Origin of the sequence: Streptomyces sp. NPDC003300 (assembly GCF_040610915.1) — a bacterium.
GTDB lineage: Bacteria > Actinomycetota > Actinomycetes > Streptomycetales > Streptomycetaceae > Actinacidiphila.
Window position 1 is genome coordinate 342226 of the sequence record NZ_JBEXNE010000003.1, and the last position, 17063, is coordinate 359288.

At 70.9% G+C, this 17063-nt stretch carries 14 protein-coding genes and 1 pseudogene; 2 read left to right on the plus strand and 13 right to left on the minus strand.

Features of this window, described 5'->3' with window-relative positions:
- Nucleotides 1-49: 49 nt before the first annotated feature.
- From ABZX65_RS06430 to ABZX65_RS06490, 13 genes and pseudogenes are all read right to left on the minus strand, one after another.
- Entirely contained in the window at nucleotides 50-694 is a 645-nt protein-coding gene (locus ABZX65_RS06430) for a hypothetical protein (RefSeq protein WP_355335450.1), read from the minus strand.
- Between the two features lie 198 nt (nucleotides 695-892).
- Nucleotides 893-1486, minus strand: coding sequence for an NAD(P)H-dependent oxidoreductase (locus ABZX65_RS06435; protein ID WP_355335452.1), 594 nt, complete (start codon nucleotides 1484-1486; stop codon nucleotides 893-895).
- On the minus strand, nucleotides 1483-2802 hold the full coding sequence (locus ABZX65_RS06440) for an MFS transporter (protein ID WP_355335455.1): 1320 nt from the start codon (nucleotides 2800-2802) through the stop codon (nucleotides 1483-1485). Before ABZX65_RS06440 ends, ABZX65_RS06435 begins: the two co-directional genes overlap by 4 nt.
- 61 nt (nucleotides 2803-2863) lie before the next feature.
- Nucleotides 2864-3826, minus strand: coding sequence for an LLM class flavin-dependent oxidoreductase (locus tag ABZX65_RS06445; RefSeq protein ID WP_355335457.1), 963 nt, complete (start codon nucleotides 3824-3826; stop codon nucleotides 2864-2866).
- A 13-nt stretch (nucleotides 3827-3839) separates the two neighbouring features.
- Nucleotides 3840-5408, minus strand: coding sequence for an acyl-CoA carboxylase subunit beta (locus tag ABZX65_RS06450; RefSeq protein ID WP_355335459.1), 1569 nt, complete (start codon nucleotides 5406-5408; stop codon nucleotides 3840-3842).
- Between the two features lie 55 nt (nucleotides 5409-5463).
- Nucleotides 5464-7610: pseudogene (locus ABZX65_RS06455) on the minus strand (SDR family oxidoreductase).
- Between the two features lie 2 nt (nucleotides 7611-7612).
- Entirely contained in the window at nucleotides 7613-8551 is a 939-nt protein-coding gene (locus tag ABZX65_RS06460; protein WP_355335462.1) for an aromatase/cyclase, read from the minus strand.
- A gap of 142 nt (nucleotides 8552-8693) precedes the next feature.
- Nucleotides 8694-9479 carry a 3-oxoacyl-ACP reductase FabG gene (fabG, locus tag ABZX65_RS06465; RefSeq protein WP_355335464.1) on the minus strand — a complete coding sequence of 262 codons (786 nt, stop codon included), beginning with the start codon at nucleotides 9477-9479 and terminating at the stop codon, nucleotides 8694-8696.
- An 11-nt stretch (nucleotides 9480-9490) separates the two neighbouring features.
- Nucleotides 9491-9763, minus strand: coding sequence for an acyl carrier protein (locus tag ABZX65_RS06470; protein ID WP_355335466.1), 273 nt, complete (start codon nucleotides 9761-9763; stop codon nucleotides 9491-9493).
- A 177-nt stretch (nucleotides 9764-9940) separates the two neighbouring features.
- Nucleotides 9941-11161, minus strand: coding sequence for a ketosynthase chain-length factor (locus tag ABZX65_RS06475; RefSeq protein WP_355335468.1), 1221 nt, complete (start codon nucleotides 11159-11161; stop codon nucleotides 9941-9943).
- The gene (locus ABZX65_RS06480) at nucleotides 11158-12438 is read right to left on the minus strand and encodes a beta-ketoacyl-[acyl-carrier-protein] synthase family protein (protein WP_355335471.1); all 1281 of its coding nucleotides are present in this window, start codon (nucleotides 12436-12438) and stop codon (nucleotides 11158-11160) included. Before ABZX65_RS06480 ends, ABZX65_RS06475 begins: the two co-directional genes overlap by 4 nt.
- A complete protein-coding gene (locus ABZX65_RS06485) occupies nucleotides 12435-12761 on the minus strand; it encodes a TcmI family type II polyketide cyclase (RefSeq protein WP_355335472.1) in 327 nt (108 codons plus the stop codon). Before ABZX65_RS06485 ends, ABZX65_RS06480 begins: the two co-directional genes overlap by 4 nt.
- A gap of 2 nt (nucleotides 12762-12763) precedes the next feature.
- Nucleotides 12764-14248 (minus strand): FAD-dependent monooxygenase, encoded by a 1485-nt coding sequence (locus ABZX65_RS06490; RefSeq protein WP_355335475.1) that lies wholly within the window; start codon nucleotides 14246-14248, stop codon nucleotides 12764-12766.
- Nucleotides 14249-14649: 401 nt separating this feature from the next.
- On the opposite strand from ABZX65_RS06490, the gene ABZX65_RS06495 reads away from it, so the two are divergent.
- Together ABZX65_RS06495 and ABZX65_RS06500 are read left to right on the plus strand one after the other, a co-directional pair.
- Nucleotides 14650-15336, plus strand: coding sequence for a response regulator transcription factor (locus tag ABZX65_RS06495; RefSeq protein WP_355335477.1), 687 nt, complete (start codon nucleotides 14650-14652; stop codon nucleotides 15334-15336).
- 105 nt (nucleotides 15337-15441) lie between these two features.
- Nucleotides 15442-17058, plus strand: coding sequence for an ABC transporter substrate-binding protein (locus ABZX65_RS06500; protein ID WP_355335479.1), 1617 nt, complete (start codon nucleotides 15442-15444; stop codon nucleotides 17056-17058).
- Nucleotides 17059-17063: the final 5 nt, after the last annotated feature.

Sequence of the window (17063 nt, forward strand, 5' to 3'; positions counted from 1 at the left end):
GTAGGTCGGTGGGCTGATGGGCCGGTGGGCGCGCGGATGTGACGTGGTGTCAGGCGGTAAGGCTGTGCAGGAGGTGGTAGCGCTTGAAGCCGATCGGCCGGACGCCGGGAGTGTCGTGGGTGGCGCGCAGGGTGGCCGCCCGCGTGGCGCCCTCAAGGAACGAGATGTGCGCCTCGTCGCTGGTCCACTCGGCGTAGTTCAGGACGCGGGTGCCGTCGGTGCTGAGGTGGAAGTTGGCCGAGAGCAGGCCGGGGTGCTGCGCGCCGGGGGCGCTTTCGAGGGCGCCCGCGATCGACTCGACGATGTGCTCCTGCGGGGCGGGCCCGTCCACGTCGAAGGTCGCGACCACGAAGCTGGACGGCACCAGCGGCCCCTTGTGCAGCACGATCGCGCGGCGCAGCGTGTACGCGACCGTCGCGGCGCCCGCCAGTCCCGTCAGCCCCGAGGTGAAGTCGCGGTGGGCCGAGGCTCGCGAGGTCTGGAGGTAGGTCAGCACCGTGTCGTCCTCGGTGCTGAGATACGCGGAGGCCGACAGGAGCCCGGTCGGCCAGTCGGCGGCGCGCCACTGCTCGACGGTCTCGGCCACGGCCTCGACCCCGGACTCGCGGTCGGGGACGTGCCACTGCGCGACGTGCGCGGCCGTGCTGTCGGCGCGCCGGATGTCCGGCGGTGCGGAGGAGATCTGCTGGGTCATTGCCGTCGTCCTTCCAGAGGACCGGGGTCCGGGGGTTCGGGGCGGGAAGCGGGCGGTGCGTGGGGAGTCACCGGCCGGGTGCGCGCTCAGCGCGGGTACGGATCGGGCGCGGGCTCAGCGCGGGTACGAATTGGGCGCGGGCTCAGCGCGGATACGAATTGGGCGCGGGCTCAGCGCGGGTACGAATTGGGCACCGGTTCAGCGCGGGTACGCGCGCTCGGCGCGGGCCGCCCGCAACGCGTTGCCCCACCAGTGCAGTTGGTCCAGGAGCAGTCCGGCCGACAGGACGCTCGGCTCCGGGTCGATCAGCCGGCCCGCCTCGTCGAAACGGTTTCCCGCCAGGGGAAAGGCGACGTTCTCCCGTACGGTCAGGGTGTGCACCTCGGCGAAGACCTGCCGGAGCTGCTCGACGGCGCGGATGCCGCCGCTGAGGCCGCCGTACGAGACGAAGCCGACCGGCTTGGCGGTCCACTCCTCGTAGAACCAGTCGACGGTGTTCTTCAGCGCGGCCGGGAAGCTGTGGTTGTACTCGGGCGTGACTACGACGAAGGCGTCGGCCGCCACGAGCACGGAACGCAGCGCTTCGCGGGTCCTGGCCGTCTCCAGCGACACGTCCTTGCCGGGCCCCGGCAGGACCAGCGGCAGCGGATGGTCGATCAGATCGACGCTCTGCACGGTGAATTCGGGGCGTTCCTTGACCTGGGACAGGAACCAGTCGGCCACGGCGGGACCGAGCCGCCCGTCGCGGACGCTGGCGGTGATGATGGCGAGGGAGAGCTGGTCATCCGTCATGGTGCGACCTGTCTGTGAGGGGTACGGAGTCCGGTCAGTGCGGCCAGCAGGCCGATCCCGGAGACGGCGGTGATCAGGGTCAGCGCCGGGCGGTGACCGTGGTGGGAGCCGAGCAGCGCCGCGGTGGCCGGGAGCATCACGACGGCGCCGACCTGCACGGCGGTCTGGAACAGCGGGACGGCCGCGGCCCGTTCGGCGGGCGGCAGAGCCCCGGTCGCCTGGAGATTGAGGGCCGCGAAGGAGAGCACGAACCCGGCGCCGACCAGAAGGAGCGTCGGCAGCATTCCCGTGAGGTAGGAACCGCTGTCGGGCCGCCACAGGTAGAGGGCGTAGCCCAGCAGCGGCGCGGTCGCGCCGAGGGCGATCAGCCGCCCCGTGCCCCACCGCGCCGTCATGGCTCCGGCGAAGGGCACGGTCACGGCCAACGGCACGCATGCGGGCAGCAGGGCGACCGCCGACTGCCAGGGAGACCAGCCCAGTTGGCGCTGGGTCTGGAAGACGAGCAGCAGCAACAGGCTCTGGTACGTGCCGTTGAGACAGGCCGCGCCGACGGCGGAGCGCAGCAGTTGGCGGTTGCGCAGCAGCGCGGGGGTGACGCGCGGGGCCGGGACGGCGCCCCGGTCGCGCGGGATGATCCGCAGGGCGAAGACCAGCAGGATCAGGGCCACCGGCGCCGGGAAGAGAAAGGTCCAGCGCCAGCTCTCGGTCAGCAGCGCGCCCGACAGCAGCAGTCCGACCGTGAAACCGGCCGCGCCGAACAGGGCGTAGACGGACACCGCCCGCCGCTGCTGCGGTCCGCTGGGGAAGGTGGTGCCGATGATGGCGAGACCGGTCGGTGCGGTGAGCGCCGCGCTGAGCCCCTTGACCACCCGGGTGGCGATCAGCAGGGCCGCGCTGTCGGTGAGTCCGCCGACCACCGAGGCGGCGGCGAAGAGCAGCATCGCGGCGAGGTAGACCCACCTGCGGCCCAGTCGGGCGTTGAGCCGGGGGCCCAGGACGAGCAGCGTGGCGAATCCGACGGCGAAGCCGCTCATCAGCCACTGCGCCGTCCACAGGTCAAGGCCGAGCGCGGCGCCGATGGAGGGCAGCGCGACGAGCACCAGGGAGACCTCAATCGCGTCGAGGATCATGTTGGCCGACAGGATCAGGAGGACGGTCCAGAGCCGGGCGTCCCAGCGCGACGATTCCGCCGCCGGTCCTATGCCCGTTCCCGTGCCCGTTCCCGTGGCCTCGGGTTCGGCATCGGCATCGGCATCGGCATCGGCATCGGCATCGGCATCGGCATCGGGAGAGTCGGTCCACGAGGGAGCTGTCATGAGGGGCCGCCGTGTCTGTGTCGGATGGGGTCGCGGTGTCGGCTTCGGCGTCGGGTCCGGCTCACGGCAGCAGCGCGGGCAGCTTCTCGGTGACGAGCCGGATGTTCTCGGCGACCAGCTCGTCCGGCATCCCGGCGATGCTCGCCCAGAAGATGAGGTGCTTGACCGGCAGGTCACCGGTCAGTTCCTTGATCCGGACGGCCGCGTCCTCGGGGGTGAGGATGTCGAGCAGGCCGCGGGTGTCCTCGGCGTTCGGGTCGCGGAGATCCTCGGCGGTGAGCAGCGGTTCGGACTTCTCCCGGCCCTCCACCGACAACTGCCGGTAGGAGTTGACCTGGTGGGCCAGGTGCGGCGCGACCTGGTGCCACGCCTTCTCCGGGTCCTCGGCGAGGATGAGGGGCATCAGGTCGCTGACCCGGGCCGCCTGCGGGTCGTGGCCCGCCTCGACCAGGCCCTTGCGGTAGTGCTTGAACATGGGGCGCGAGATGTGCAGCAGCCCGATGCCCAGCTCGCCCGCGAGCTTCGCGCCGCGCGGACCGTAGAAGCCGCCCCACAGCGGCGGCGGGTCCTGGATCGGCAGCGGCGAGATCACCCGCTCCTGCCACAGGCGCAGGATCTCGCGGATGTTGCGGCCGGTGCCCGCGAACCGGCGGCCGAAGTCCGCGCCGAACAGCTCGTATTCGGGCACCCGGTACCCGGCGCCCAGGCCGAGTTCGAGCCGGCCGCCGCTGATCAGGTCGACGAGCGCGGCCTGTTCGGCGAGGTCGACGGGGTGGTGCAGCGCGGGCAGCACCACCGAGGTGCCGATCCGGGCCCGCCGGGTGCGCGCGGCGACGGCCGCCGCGACGGTCAGCGGCTGCGGCAGATAGCCGTCCTCGAAGCGGTGGTGCTCGGTGAACCACAGGCCGCCGACACCGCGTTGGTCGGCCTCTTCGCAGAGTTCCAGAGTATGCGCGTAGTGGTCGGCCCACGGCCGGTGCCACTGCTCGGGGTTGCGCAGGTCGAAGAGGAGTCCGACGTCCATGCCACGATCCTTTTCACTGGGGTGGGTTGCCGTGCTTGCGGTGCGGCAGGTCGGCGCCCTTGGCGCTGAGCATGTTCAGGGCGCGGCAGAGCACCGGCCGGGTCAGGCGCGGGTCGATCACGTCGTCGACGAGGCCGCGTTCGGCCGCGTAGTACGGATGGACCAGCTCGTCGCGGTACTCGGCGATCTTCTGGGCGCGCATGGCGGCCGGGTCCTCGGCGGCGGCGATCTCGCGCCGGAAGACCACGTTGGCGGCGCCCTCGGCGCCCATGACCGCGATCTCGTTGGTGGGCCAGGCGAAGGCCAGGTCGGCGCCGATGGAGCGGGAGTCCATGACGATGTACGCGCCGCCGTACGCCTTGCGCAGGATCAGTGAGACCCGCGGCACGGTGGCGTTGCAGTACGCGTAGAGCAGTTTGGCGCCGCGCCGGATGATGCCGTTGTGCTCCTGGTCGACGCCGGGCAGGAAGCCGGGGACGTCGACGAGGGTGACCAGCGGGATGTTGAACGAGTCGCAGAACTGGACGAACCGGGCGCCCTTCTCGCTGGAGTCGATGTCCAGTACGCCCGCCATCGCCGCGGGCTGGTTGGCGACCAGGCCCACCACCCGGCCCTCCAGCCGGGCGAGCGCGCAGACCAGGTTGGGCGCGAACGCGGCGTGCACTTCGAGGAATTCGCCGTCGTCGACGATCTCCTCGATCACCCGCCGGACGTCGTAGGACCGGTTGCCGTCGGCGGGCACCAGGTCGAGCAGTGCCTCGGACTCGCGGTCGGGCGGATCCGCGGTGATGGCGCGCGGCGGCAGTTCGCGGTTGTTGGCGGGCAACAGCGAGAGCAGATAGCGGACTTCGGCCAGGCAGGTCTCCTCGTCGTCGTAGACGAAGTGGGCGACCCCCGAGGTCGCGGCGTGCACGTCCGCGCCGCCGAGGCCGTTCTGGGTGATCTCCTCGCCGGTCACCGCCTGGACCACGTCCGGGCCGGTGATGAACATCTGCGAGGTCTCCCGGACCATGAACACCAGGTCGGTGAGGGCCGGGCTGTAGGCGGCTCCGCCCGCGCACGGGCCGAGCATCACGCTGATCTGCGGGATCACCCCGGAGGCGCTGGTGTTGCGCCGGAAGATCCCGCCGTAACCGGCGAGCGCCGAGACGCCCTCCTGGATACGGGCGCCCGCCCCGTCGTTGAGCGAGACCAGCGGGGCGCCGGCCGCGATGGCCAGGTCCATGATCTTGTGGATCTTCTCGGCGTGCGCCTCTCCCAGCGCGCCGCCGAAGATCCGGAAGTCATGGGCGTACACGAAGACCGTCCGGCCCTCGACCGTGCCCCAGCCGGTGACCACACCGTCGGTGTGCGGCTTCTTCGCCTCCAGGCCGAAGCCGCTGGCGCGGTGCCGCCGCAGCCCTTCGACCTCGGTGAAACTGCCCTTGTCCAGGAGCAGTTCGATCCGCTCCCGCGCGGTGAGCTTGCCGCGTGCGTGCTGTCGTTCGGTCGCCCGCGGATCGGGTCCCTGCCGGACCCGATCCTTCAGGGCGCCGAGTTCGGACGTGCGGTCCGCGATGCTTCCCGGGACGTCTGTCGGCATGCCGGGCCACCTCCTCTCCCGTTCGATTCGGTCGGTTCCTGCTCCCCTTGGGCGGTCAGCCCAGCAGCGTGCCGCCGGTGGCGTCGATGAAGGCACCGGTGATCCACCGGGCCTCGTCGGTGGCGAGGAAGGTGACCACGTCCGCGACGTCACCGGCCTTGCCGACCCGCTTGAAGGCCGAGAGCTGAGCCATCTGCTCGACCGCCTCGGGGATGTCGAAGACGGCGCTGCCGTTGTCGGTGATCCCGGGCGCGACGCTGTTGATGGTGATGCCGCGCGGCGCCAGGTGGCGGGCGAGGTGCAGGGTGAGCTGCTCGATCGCGCCCTTGGTCATCGCGTACGCGACCTGGTCGGGGTTGGCGACCCGGGTCAGGCCGGACGAGATGTTGATGATGCGACCGCCCTCGGGGATCTGCGCCAGGGCGCGCTGCACGATGAGGTACGGGGCCTTGGCGTTCACCGCGAAGAACAGGTCGAGTTGCTCCGGGGTCACGTCCTCGGGTGCGATGCCGCTCGCGCTGGTCGCACCGGCGTTGTTCACCAGGATGTCGAGGGTGGTGCCGCCGGACCGCTCCTTGAGGCCCTTCTCCAGGCCGAGGAAGAGTTCGTGCACATCGCCGGGCGCGCCCAACTCCGCGCGGACGGTGAACGCCTGGCCGCCGTCCTTTTCGATGAGTTCGACGGTCTCCTGGGCCGCCGCCTCGTTGGCGGCGTAGTGCACGGCGACCAGTGCGCCCTCCCTGGCCAGCCGTACGGCGATGGCGCGGCCGATGCCGCGGCTGGAGCCGGTGACGAGCGCCGTCTTGCCGATGAGCCTGCTCATGATGCCTCTCCTGGGGTGACGTCATCTGTGGTGGTCTGGTGTGGTGCCGCGGGGCCGGACGGGTCGGGGTCGGGGTCGACGGGGTCGGGGTCGGCCGGACCGGGTTCGGCGGGGTCGGGGGCGCCGCCGAGGCCGCTGATCGCGCGGGCCAGATGGCGCCGGGCCGAGTCGATCTCCAGCAGTTGGCCGAAGACCGACCGCAGGCCGTCCACTTCGGGACCGCCGAGCAGCAGCCGGGCCTGGGCCTGGATGTTGGTGAGCGTCGCGGCGCCGATCCGGTGCCGGGTGTCGTGGTAGCTCTCCAGCAGGGCCGAGCCGCTGTCCTCGCTGCCCCCGTCGCCCTTGGCGATCTGTTCCGCGAGCTTGCGGCCGAGGTCGGCGGCGTCCTGGAGGCCGAGGTTGAGCGCCTGGCCCCCGACGGGCATCTGCACATGGGCCGCGTCGCCCGCGAGGAGCACCCGGCCCTTCACATAGCGGGTGGCCTGGATCGTGGTGTTGTCGAAGGCGTTGAGCCAGACCGGGGTGCCGGCGCCGATGTCCTCGCCGGTCACCAGGGCCCAGGCCCGGACGACCTCGTCCAGGCTCGGGGCGCCGGTCCGCCGTCCGGGGCCGGTGCCAGTTCCGGTGCCGGTGCTGGGACCGGTGCCGGTGCCGGTGCTGGGGCCGGTGCTGGCTTCGGCTTCGGCTTCGGCGGACGGACCGCTGCCTTCGCCGTGCACATGGACCATCACCCGCGTGCTGCCGTCGGGCCAGCGGAAGGCGGTGGCGAGCCCGTTCGGATGCCGCTCGAAGCGCCGGTTGGGGATGTCGATGCCCGCGAGGTCGGCCCGGAGCATCTCCAGCGTGCCGTCCCCGCCGTCCACCTCGAATCCGGCCAACTGCCGTACGGTGCTGCGCTCGCCGTCGCAGCCGACCACGTAGGAGGCGGTCAGGACGCCCGGTTGGGAGCCCAGTTCGATGAACCCGGCCTCCACCCGGTCGGTCCGCGAACGCAGGCCCGTCACCGCGTGCCCGCGCAGCACCCGCGCGCCCAACTCCGTGGCCCAGGCGTACAGCACGGCCTCCAGACGCGCCTGGGCGCACTTCCACTGCCCGGCCCAGCGGTGGCCGGGAGCCGCCGCGGTCAGGTCGAGGCGCAGGCCGCCGAAGTGCCCGGGGCCGCCGCTGGGCAGCGTGCCCAGCCGTGACAGCAGCCCGCGTTCGTCCAGGATCTCCATCGTGCGGGTGTGCAGCGTGGACGCCCGGGACTCGGTGGTCGGTTCGGTGAGCTGCTCCAGCACGGTCACCCGCGCTCCGCCGAGGCGCAGTTCACCGGCGAGCAGCAGCCCGACGGGTCCTGCTCCGACCACGACGACATCGGTGTCCAGTGGGCCCGCCATGCTCAGCGCCGCGCTTCCGCGTGCTCCTTGGCGTGGTTCAGCGTGGCCCGGCTGTTGTTGCCGAGCGCCTCACGGATGAACCGGCGCGCCTCCTCCACCCCCGCCTCGGGGCCGAGCACCTTGCCGATGTTCTCGGCGTTGAGCACGACGGTGTGCTGTGAGGTGGCGGTGGTGACCCCGTCCTCGCCCTCCTCGAAGGTCCAGTAGCCGGTGTGCAGGTCGAGCAGCGCGGGCAGCGTGGTCTGCTTGTAGGCGATCTTGTGGTGGGGGAAGCAGACCCGGACCGACTCTGTGGTGTGGGTCGAGCCGTCCTTGGTGAGCGTGTCCATCCGCAGGGTCTGGAGGCCCGGGGTGTCCTCGGTGAGTTCGACCTTGGCGACGTGCGGCAGCCGCTCGGTCCACAGGTGGGCCTCGTTCACGAAGTCGAAGACGTCCTTGGCCGCGCCCTCGACCCGCACGCTGTCCTCGAAGGACAGGCTCAGCCCGGCGTCCTGCGCCGACAGCTCCAAGTTGGTCTTCAGGCCCGGCAGTTCGGCCCGGCTGTTGCGGTCGACCGCCTCGTCGATCCATCGCAGACCCTCGGGGTCGTCGTCGATCGCGCGGTAGCTGTGCAGCAGCCGTACCCGCGACTCCCGCTCCCCCAGCCGCTCGATGATCCAGGTGCCGGTCATCTCGGCCACCGGGGGCGCCGAGACCTCCTGCCAGAAGCGGATACGCAGGGCCTCCGGGTCCAGCGTCCGCCGCGAACTCCAGTTCTTGGCCTCGCCGTTGGCGGTGGCCCAGATCCGGATGCGCTCCTCGTTCCCGTCGCGTTCGAGGTAGTCGACGTAGACGGACGGCGGGAACAGCCGGGGCCAGTTCTCGACCTCGGCGAGCAGCCGGTAGACGTCGGCGGCAGGTGCCCGCACGGTGATCTCGTGTTCGACCTCACGGGTCGTCATGTCACAGCTCCGATCGGTGGTGGAAAGGACCGCGGGACCGGGCGGTCGTCCGCGGTCGGTCAGGGGCCGGTCAGGGGTCGGGCAGCGGTCGGTCAGGGGTCGGGCAAAGGGCAAACGGGATCGGCCGGAGATCGGCGAGGGCTCAGAAGTTGCCGAGGCCGCCGCACACGTTGAGCGCCTGCGAGGTGATGGAGGCGGCGGTGTCGGAGGCGAGGTAGCCGACCAGTCCCGCCACTTCCTCGGGCGAGGAGTAGCGGCCGAGCGGGATCTTGGACTGGAACTTCTGGAGGATCGCGTCCTCGCTCGTGTCGTAGGCCGCCGCGTATCCCTGCCGGACCCGCGCGGCCATCGGCGTCTCGACGTAGCCGGGGCAGACCGCGTTGACCGTGATCCCGGTCGGCGCCAGCTCGTTGCCCAGGGCCTTGGTGAAACCGACGACGCCGTGCTTGGAGGCGGAGTACGGGGCGCCGAGCACCACACCCTGCTTCCCGGCGGTGGAGGCGATGTTGATGATCCGGCCGCGGCTCTTGTCGCGCAGACCGCCCGTGTTCAGCACCTCACGGGTGACCCGGAAGACGCTGTTCAGGTTGGTCTCGATCACGTCGTACCACAGCTCGTCGGTGATGTCGGCGGTCACTCCGCCGCCGCTGCGGCCCGCGTTGTTGACGAGCACGTCGATGGTGCCGAAGCGGTCGACGGCCGCCTGGACGAACGACCTGACCTCCTCGTCGCTGCGGATGTCGACGACCGCGCCGTCGACCTCCAGCCCCTCGGCGCGCAGTTCCTTGACGGTGGCCGCGACGTTGTCGGCGTTGCGGGCGCCGATGAAGACCCGGTGCCGCTGGCCGGCCAGCAGGCGGGCGACCGCCAGGCCGATACCGCTGGTCGCGCCCGTCACCAGGGCGACCCGCTCCGTGTTCTGCGACATGTGCCGTCTCCTCAGACGCTCGGGGCAGCGGAGAGCTGCGAGTTGACGGCGTCGATGAGGCCGCGCGGTGTGACCGCGTCGGTCAGGGCGGAGTCGTCGAGCGAGATGTCGTACTCGCGCTCGATCCGGCTGCCGGTCTCCAGCAGGGCGAGCGACTCGTAGCCGAGCGCCTGGAACTCGGTGTCGATGATGTCGCCGCTCAGGTCGACGCCCTCCTCTTCGCCCGCGGCCTCCAGCAGGATGCGGCGGAGGTCGTCGAGGGTGAACGGGCTGGTGGTGGACATGTCCGGTGCCTTTCGTGGTGGGGATGGTGGCCGGGGCGCGAAGGCCGGAGCCCGCGGTGGCCGGTGGTCCCGGCGGCGGGCGGCCTCAGCGGTCGGCGGCGGGTGACTACAGCGGTCGGCGGCAGGTGGCTTCAGCCGTCGTGGGCGGGCGACAACAACCGTCGGCGCCGGGTGGGTTCAGCGGTCGGCGGCGCGTACGACGAGGGCCGAGTTGAATCCGCCCTGGCCGCGGGCGAGCACCAGGGCGGTGCGTACGGGCGCGGGGCGGGGGGCGCCGACCACCAGGTCGATGTCGTACCGGTCGGCCAGGGCCGTGCCGATGGTCGGCGGGATCACGCCGTCGCGGATGCTCAGCAGCGCGGCGGCGACGTCCAGCGGCGCGGCGCCGGAGTAGAGGCGGCCGGTCATGGTCTTGGGCGCGGTCACCGGGACCCCGTGCGGGCCGAAGGTCTTGGTGATGGCCTCGGCCTCGATACGGTCGAGTTCGGGGATCGCGGCGGCGTCCGCGAAGACCACGTCCACCTCGTCGGGGCCGGTGCCCGCGTCCAACAGCGCTTCCTCGATGGCCCGTTCGATGCCGGGCGCCCGGCCGCTGCCCGGCCGGGGATCCATGGTGGCGGCGTGGCCGACGAGTTCGCCGTAGATGTTCCCGGCGCCTCGGGCCCGCGCGTGCTCGGCGTCCTCGACGACCAGCAACGCGCCGCCCTCGCCGGGCACATGGCCGCGGGCGGACGCGTCGAAGGGCAGGTAGGCGCGCTCGGCGTCGTCCCCGGTGGCCAGCCGTCCGCCGGCCAGTTGGGCCACCCACCCCCAGGAGCAGATCGACGCGTCGACGGCGCCGGCCACCACGACCGACGTCCCCTTGCGGATCTGGCGCCTGGCCTGGGCGAGCGCGTCGAGGCCGCCCGCCTGGTCGCTGACGACCACGCTGCTGGGGCCGCGCAGTCCGTGCCGGATGGAGATCTGCCCGCTGTTGACGGCGTAGAACCAGGCGAAGGACTGGTAGGCGGAGACGTACCGGCCGCCCTTGCTCCACAGGGCCTTGAGTTCGTTCTGGCCGAACTCGAAGCCGCCGGAGTGGCTGGCGGTGATCACCCCGGCCGCGTAGGCGGGCAGGTCGTCGGCGTCGATCCCGGCGTCCTTCAGCGACCAGTCCGCGCCCACCAGGGCCAACTGGGTCATCCGGTCGGTCTGCGGCAGCAGCCTGCTGGGCAGGTGCTCGCGGGCGTCGAAGCCGCCGATCTCACCGGCGAGCCGCGACGGGTAGTCCGAGGGGTCGAAACGGGTGATCCGTCCGATGCCGCTGCGTCCTTCGAGGGTGGCGGCCCAGTACTCCTCGACGCCGAGCCCGTTGGGCGCGACGACACCGAGTCCGGTCACCACGGGGTGGGCGTTCATCGAGCGCTCCGATCCGGTCGGGCGAGCACTACTGCGCTCTGGAAGCCGCCGAAGCCGCTGCCGACCGACAGCACCGTGTCCGTACGCCAGTCGCGCGCGGTCAGCGGCACGTAGTCGAGGTCGCACTCCGGGTCCGGGTGGTGCAGATTGGCGGTGGGCGGTACGACGCTGTGCTCCATCGCCAGCACGGAGGCCGCGATCTCGATCGAGCCGATGGCGCCGAGTGAGTGGCCCACCATCGACTTGATGGAGCTGACCGGCGTCCGGTAGGCGTGGTCGCCGAGGCTGCGCTTGAAGGCGGCGGTCTCGTGGCGGTCGTTCTGCTTGGTGCCGGAGCCGTGCGCGTTGATGTAGTCGATGTCCTGCGGATCGATCCTGGCCTCGTCGAGCGCCACCCGGATCGCCTCGGCCATCTCCGCGCCGTCCGGGCGCAGTCCGGTCATGTGGAAGGCGTTGGACCGGGTCGCGTAACCGGCGACCTCGGCGTAGATGTGGGCGCCCCTGCGGCGGGCGCTCTCCAACTCCTCCAGGACGAACACGGCCGCCCCTTCGCCGAGTACGAAGCCGGTGCGGCTGGCGTCGAACGGCCGGGAGGCGTGCTCCGGGTCGTCGTTGCGCGCCGTGGTGGCCTTGATCGCGTCGAAGCAGGCGACGGTGATGGGCGAGATCGGGGCGTCGCTCGCCCCGGCCACGACCACGTCGGCCGCCCCGTCGCGGATCAGGTCGGTCGCGTAGCCGACGGCGTCGAGGCCGGAGGTGCAGCCGGTGGAGACCACCGTGCCGGGCCCCTCCGCGCCCACGGCCCAGGCGACCTCGGTCGCGAAGGAACTGGGCACCAGGAAGTTGTAGAGGTGCGGGACCGCGTACTCGTGGTCGACGAGGTCCAGCCGTCCGCCGTCGCTGACCGCGCGGTACTCCTGGTCGAGGCCGGTGGTGGCGCCGACGGCGCTGCCGATGGTCACGCCCACGCGGTGCGGGTCGACGGAGTCGAAGTCCAGTCCGCTGTCGGCGACCGCCTCGCGGGCGGTGACCACGGCGAACTGCGCGGCGCGGTCCATCCGGCGGATCTCCTGCGGGGTGAGCCCGGACAGTTCGGCGTCGAAGTCCGCCTCGGCGGCGATCTGGGAGCGGAACGGCGCCGGGTCGAAGAACGAGATCCGGCGGGTCGCGGTGCGTCCGTCGGCCAGCAGTTGCCAGAAGTCCTTGACCCCGATGCCGCCGGGGGCCGTGACACCGACTCCGGTGATCACGACGCGGCGGCCGGTCGACCTGCTCACGAAGCGCTCCAGTGGTAGAAGCGCTGGGCCATCGCGTCGGCCGGCGAGCGCCAGGTGGCGGGGTCGTACGCCTCGATGTGCGGCTTGAGGTCGTCGCTGATCCGGATGAACCGGGGGTCGTTCTTGGCGGTCTCGATGCGCTCGCCACCGTTCTCGGCGTCGAAATCCTGGAGGTGGAAGTACAGACCGCGGTACGAGAACAGCTCACGGCGGCGCGTGCCCATCAGATGCGGCATGTCGGTCCCGTCGAAGGCGCCGAATATCCGGGCGACCTCCTCGGCCGAGCCCAGGTTCATTCGGGCGACGATCAGTGTGCTGTGCATCTCTACCTCTCTCGCGAATCGAGTCGGGCGGGACCGAACCAGCGGTCCAGTGCCGCCGGAAGGTCGTAGTGGCTGCCGGGTCCGGCCCACGCCACATAGCCGTCGGGGCGGATCAGCACCGCGGTGGTACCGTCGAGCGGGTCGGGTCCGTCGCCGCGCGGGACGGCGGTGACGATGTCGATCCGCTCGCGCCAGTCGGCGGCGCGGCGGCGCACGTGCGGGTTGTCGGCCAGGTCGAGCAGGACGCCGCGGCCGGCGTGCAGCAGCGCGGTGCTGCTGGTCGGCCGGCCCCGCACGCTCAGTTCCACATGCGGCATCCGCGCCCCGAGGAGCGGATTGGGGCCGGGTCCCACGTCGTACCGGATCGCCAACCCGCTGACCTGCGCCGCGAGATGGCGGGTCACGTCCTGGTACGCGGTCAGCTCGGCGAGCACGTCGCGCAGCGGCTGCGCCTCCTTGCCGCCGAGGATCAACTGGCTCTGCGCGCCGGTGTTGGCGAGCAACTGCCTGCCGACCTCGTGCCGTTCGGTGTGGTACGTGTCGAGCAGGGATTGCGGCGCGGTGCCGCGCAGGACCGCCGCGAGTTTCCAGCCGAGGTTCACCGAGTCCTGGATGCTGGTGTTCATGCCCTGGCCGCCCGCGGGGAAGTGGATGTGGGCGGCGTCGCCGGTCAGCAGGACCCGGCCCCTGCGGTAGTCGGAGACCTGGCGTGCGGCGTCGGTGAAGGCGCTGATCCACACCGGCTCCGCGCCGGAGATGTCGTCCCCGGTGAGCCGCTTCCAGGTGTCGGCGACCTCGTGGAAGAGCGGCGGGCCGCTCCGCCTACGCGGCGGTGTGCCGCGCTCGCCGACGATGACGCGGTGCACGCCGCCCGCCAGCGGGGCGGACATCACCATGCCGCCGGCCGACAGTTCGCCGGTCATACGGGGCGCCACGTCGATGCCGCGGATGTCCGCGAGCAGCAGTTCGGTGGCGCCCGCGGTGCCGGGGAAGTCGAATCCGCCGGCCTTGCGGACGGTGCTGCGCCCGCCGTCGGCGCCGATCAGGTAGTCCGCCCGCAGTGTCCGCTCCCCGTCCGGGGTTCCGACGCGTACGGCGACGGACGCGTCCTCCTCCTGGTAGGAGCGGACCTCGTGACCGCGGCGGATCTCGGCGCCGAGTTCGAGCGCCCAGTTCTGCAGAACGGTCTCGGTGACGGACTGGGGCACGGTCTTGGCGCTGCGGTACGGGCCGTCGAGCACGCCGAGGTCCAGCGGGACCCCGCCGAAGTGGCCCTGCTCGCTGGTCGTGAGCTCACCGAAGCGGCGGAGCAGTCCGCGCTGGGCGAAAGTCTCGACTGTTCGAATCGCCAATCCTATTCCGCGTGATTCCGCGGTGGGTCCGGAAAGGCGCTCCAAAACAATGACGTCAATACCGGCCAGCCGCAGTTCCCCGGCGAGTACGAGCCCGGCCGGTCCGGCTCCCGCAATGATGACCGAAGCGCTCATACACCTCTCCCATCTGAAAGGGCAATCGCGTCCGCCGGGTTTCCGTTGGACGCAAATATCGTCCGTCACGCCCTGCCCAGAATTCAAGCAAAAATCTAAAGGGTATCTGAAAATGACCGTCAGAGGAACGTCAAACCGTGTCTTCAGGTTCCTGACACTCCGACCATGAAGCCGACGTCAGGCGCCACGCCGCTCGACGGCGATTCATAAGAAACCGTCAAGGGATGTACAGGTTTCTTGACCGAGCACGACCGGCCGCTCCGCCCCAACTGCGCGTATGCGCCGGATAGTTGCGGGAACCTTGCAGGAGTATGAAATGTCCCGCCGGATCTTCAAAGCGGGCCCGGCGGCCGCTAATCTGCCAAAGAAATTTGAGCGATCCCCATCGAGGTTGGAAAGTCATGCGGGTGCTGGTAGCGGATTCCGACACGATTGGGGTCGGCAGCCTGAGTACCGAGTTGCAGCGGCACGGATTCGACATCGAGCAGTGCGGCACCGGTGCGGAGGCGCTGGAGAAGTACTCCAAGTTCGATTTCTTCCTCATCGACCTGGCGCTGCCCGACATGGACGGTCTCGAAGTGTGCCGATTGCTCCGGTCGGCGAGCGACATACCGATCATCGCCTTCACCGACCCCGACACCGAACTCGACCGGATCCTGTGCTTACAGGCCGGTTGCGACGACTGCATGGCCAAGCCTTTCGGATACCGCGAACTCCACGCGCGTATCGAGGCCGTCCTGCGGCGTTCAGGACCGCAACTCTCGGCCGCCGTCCGGTCGCAGCCGATCATGATCGGCTCGCTGTGCGTCGACCCGGACACCCGGGAGGTCCGGGTGAACGGCCGGCTCATCAGGCTCACCCGGATCGAGTTCTGCCTTCTCCTCCAACTCGCGTCACAGCCGCAGACGGTCTTCACCCGTACGCAGTTGATGGCCGACGTGTGGGGCTATCAGCACGACGGCCGCCCGCTGAGCGCGCGGGCGAGCCGCACCATCGACACCCATGTCAGCGCGCTGCGGAAGAAGTTGGGCGACCCGAGCTGGGTCGTCACGCTCCGCGGGATCGGGTTCCGGATGGGACACGGCTGAACGACTCCCGCCGCCCCCACCTCACTTCACCGCCGGAACACCCGTTCCGGTATCTCGCACCCCGGAACTTGTGTCCGGTACATCTCGCCCGGAAGGCCCTGCCTCATGCCCGGCTCACGCCACCAAGCCCACCTGCTCGCCACGGCCGTCGTCCTGTCCCTGACGCTGGCGGCCTGCTCGTCGTCGGACTCCACGTCCCCGTCGACCGACGGGAAGACGGCCAAGCCCCACGCGGGCGGTCATCTGACCTTCGCGCTGGGCTCGGACCCGATCTGCGTCGACCCGCACCAGGCGGCCACCAACGACGCGGTCTACGCCGCGCGCGGGCTGGTGGACTCGCTCACCGACCAGGACGCGGCGACCGGGAAGATCGCCCCCTGGCTCGCCACCTCCTGGGACGTGAGCCCGGACGCCTCGGCGTTCACCTTCCATCTGCGCGACGGCGCGACCTTCAGTGACGGCAGCCCGGTGGACGCGAACGCCGTGAAGGCCAACTTCGACGCCGTGGTGAAGCTCGGGGCGAAGTCGATCTTCGGATCCGGCTACCTCAGCGGCTACCGGAGTACCGAGGTCATCGACGCGCACACCGCGAAGGTCACCTTCGACCACCCCAACGCCCAGTTCCTCCAGGCCACTTCCACCACCACGCTCGGCCTGCTGGCCCCCGCGAGCCTGAAGGGCAGCGCCGAGAAGCTGTGCGCGGGGCCGCTGATCGGCTCGGGCCCCTTCACCCTGGCGAGCTACACCCCGGGACGCTCGGTGGAGCTCAACCGGCGCGCCGACTATACCGGGGGCTCGGCCCTGTGGAAGCACAGCGGCCCCGCCTACCTGGACAAGATCACCTTCAAGGTCGTACCGGAGTCGGGCGTGCGCACCGGCAGCCTGGAATCCGGGCAGGTCGACGCCATCGCCGGGGTCGCGCCGCAGGACGAGGCGGGCGTCACCGGCCAGGGCGCGAAGCTGCTGTCCCGTTCCAACCCCGGCGTTCCGGTCGCGCTGAGCGTCAACACCTCGCGGCCCCAGGCGGGCGACATCGCGGTACGCCGGGCGCTGGAGGTCGCCATCGACCGCAAGGAGGTCGTCGACACCGTCCTCAGCGGCAGTTACCACCCGGCCACCAGCTCGCTGTCCAGCACCACCGACGGCTACCAGGACAACTCCAAGCTCCTCGTCCACGACCCGGCCGCCGCGGGGCGGATCCTGGACGCGGCGGGCTGGAAGCCGGGGCCCGGCGGCATCCGCGTGAAGAACGGCGCGAAGCTCGACCTCAAGGTCATTCTCGCGCCCAACTTCGGCCCCAACCAGTCCGTCCTGGAACTCGTGCAGCAGCAGGTGAAGAAGGCCGGCATCGGCCTCACCCTCAAGGTGCTGAGCATCGCCGACTACCAGGTCGCCCAGAAGAGCGGCGACTACGACCTGTCCTGGGGCAACGGCACCAGGGCCGACCCGGACATCCTGCGCACCGCCTTCTCCAGCAAGCTGCTCAACCTCTCGCACATCGACGACCCCGAGTTGCAGACCCTGCTCGACACCCAGGCCGCCGCGGCCGACCCCGCCAAGCGCGCCGCCATCGTCGCCTCGGCGCAGCGCCGCGTGCTCGAACAGGCTTACCAGATACCGGTGTTCGAGATGACCAGCGTGTACGCGCTCAGCGGCAAGGTGCACGACATCACCCTCGGCTCGTCGTCCCAGGCGCAGTTCCACGACGCCTGGCTCTCCTGAACGAA

Excerpts from the sequence above, each read along its gene's own strand:
- ABZX65_RS06430 (WP_355335450.1), bottom strand. The coding sequence starts at position 694 with ATGACCCAGCAGATCTCCTCCGCACCGCCGGACATCCGGCGCGCCGAC.
- ABZX65_RS06435 (WP_355335452.1), bottom strand. The coding sequence starts at position 1,486 with ATGACGGATGACCAGCTCTCCCTCGCCATCATCACCGCCAGCGTCCGC.
- ABZX65_RS06440 (WP_355335455.1), bottom strand. The coding sequence starts at position 2,802 with ATGACAGCTCCCTCGTGGACCGACTCTCCCGATGCCGATGCCGATGCC.
- ABZX65_RS06445 (WP_355335457.1), bottom strand. The coding sequence starts at position 3,826 with ATGGACGTCGGACTCCTCTTCGACCTGCGCAACCCCGAGCAGTGGCAC.
- ABZX65_RS06450 (WP_355335459.1), bottom strand. The coding sequence starts at position 5,408 with ATGCCGACAGACGTCCCGGGAAGCATCGCGGACCGCACGTCCGAACTC.
- ABZX65_RS06460 (WP_355335462.1), bottom strand. The coding sequence starts at position 8,551 with ATGACGACCCGTGAGGTCGAACACGAGATCACCGTGCGGGCACCTGCC.
- fabG (WP_355335464.1), bottom strand. The coding sequence starts at position 9,479 with ATGTCGCAGAACACGGAGCGGGTCGCCCTGGTGACGGGCGCGACCAGC.
- ABZX65_RS06470 (WP_355335466.1), bottom strand. The coding sequence starts at position 9,763 with ATGTCCACCACCAGCCCGTTCACCCTCGACGACCTCCGCCGCATCCTG.
- ABZX65_RS06475 (WP_355335468.1), bottom strand. The coding sequence starts at position 11,161 with ATGAACGCCCACCCCGTGGTGACCGGACTCGGTGTCGTCGCGCCCAAC.
- ABZX65_RS06485 (WP_355335472.1), bottom strand. The coding sequence starts at position 12,761 with ATGCACAGCACACTGATCGTCGCCCGAATGAACCTGGGCTCGGCCGAG.
- ABZX65_RS06490 (WP_355335475.1), bottom strand. The coding sequence starts at position 14,248 with ATGAGCGCTTCGGTCATCATTGCGGGAGCCGGACCGGCCGGGCTCGTA.
- ABZX65_RS06495 (WP_355335477.1), top strand. The coding sequence starts at position 14,650 with ATGCGGGTGCTGGTAGCGGATTCCGACACGATTGGGGTCGGCAGCCTG.
- ABZX65_RS06500 (WP_355335479.1), top strand. The coding sequence starts at position 15,442 with ATGCCCGGCTCACGCCACCAAGCCCACCTGCTCGCCACGGCCGTCGTC.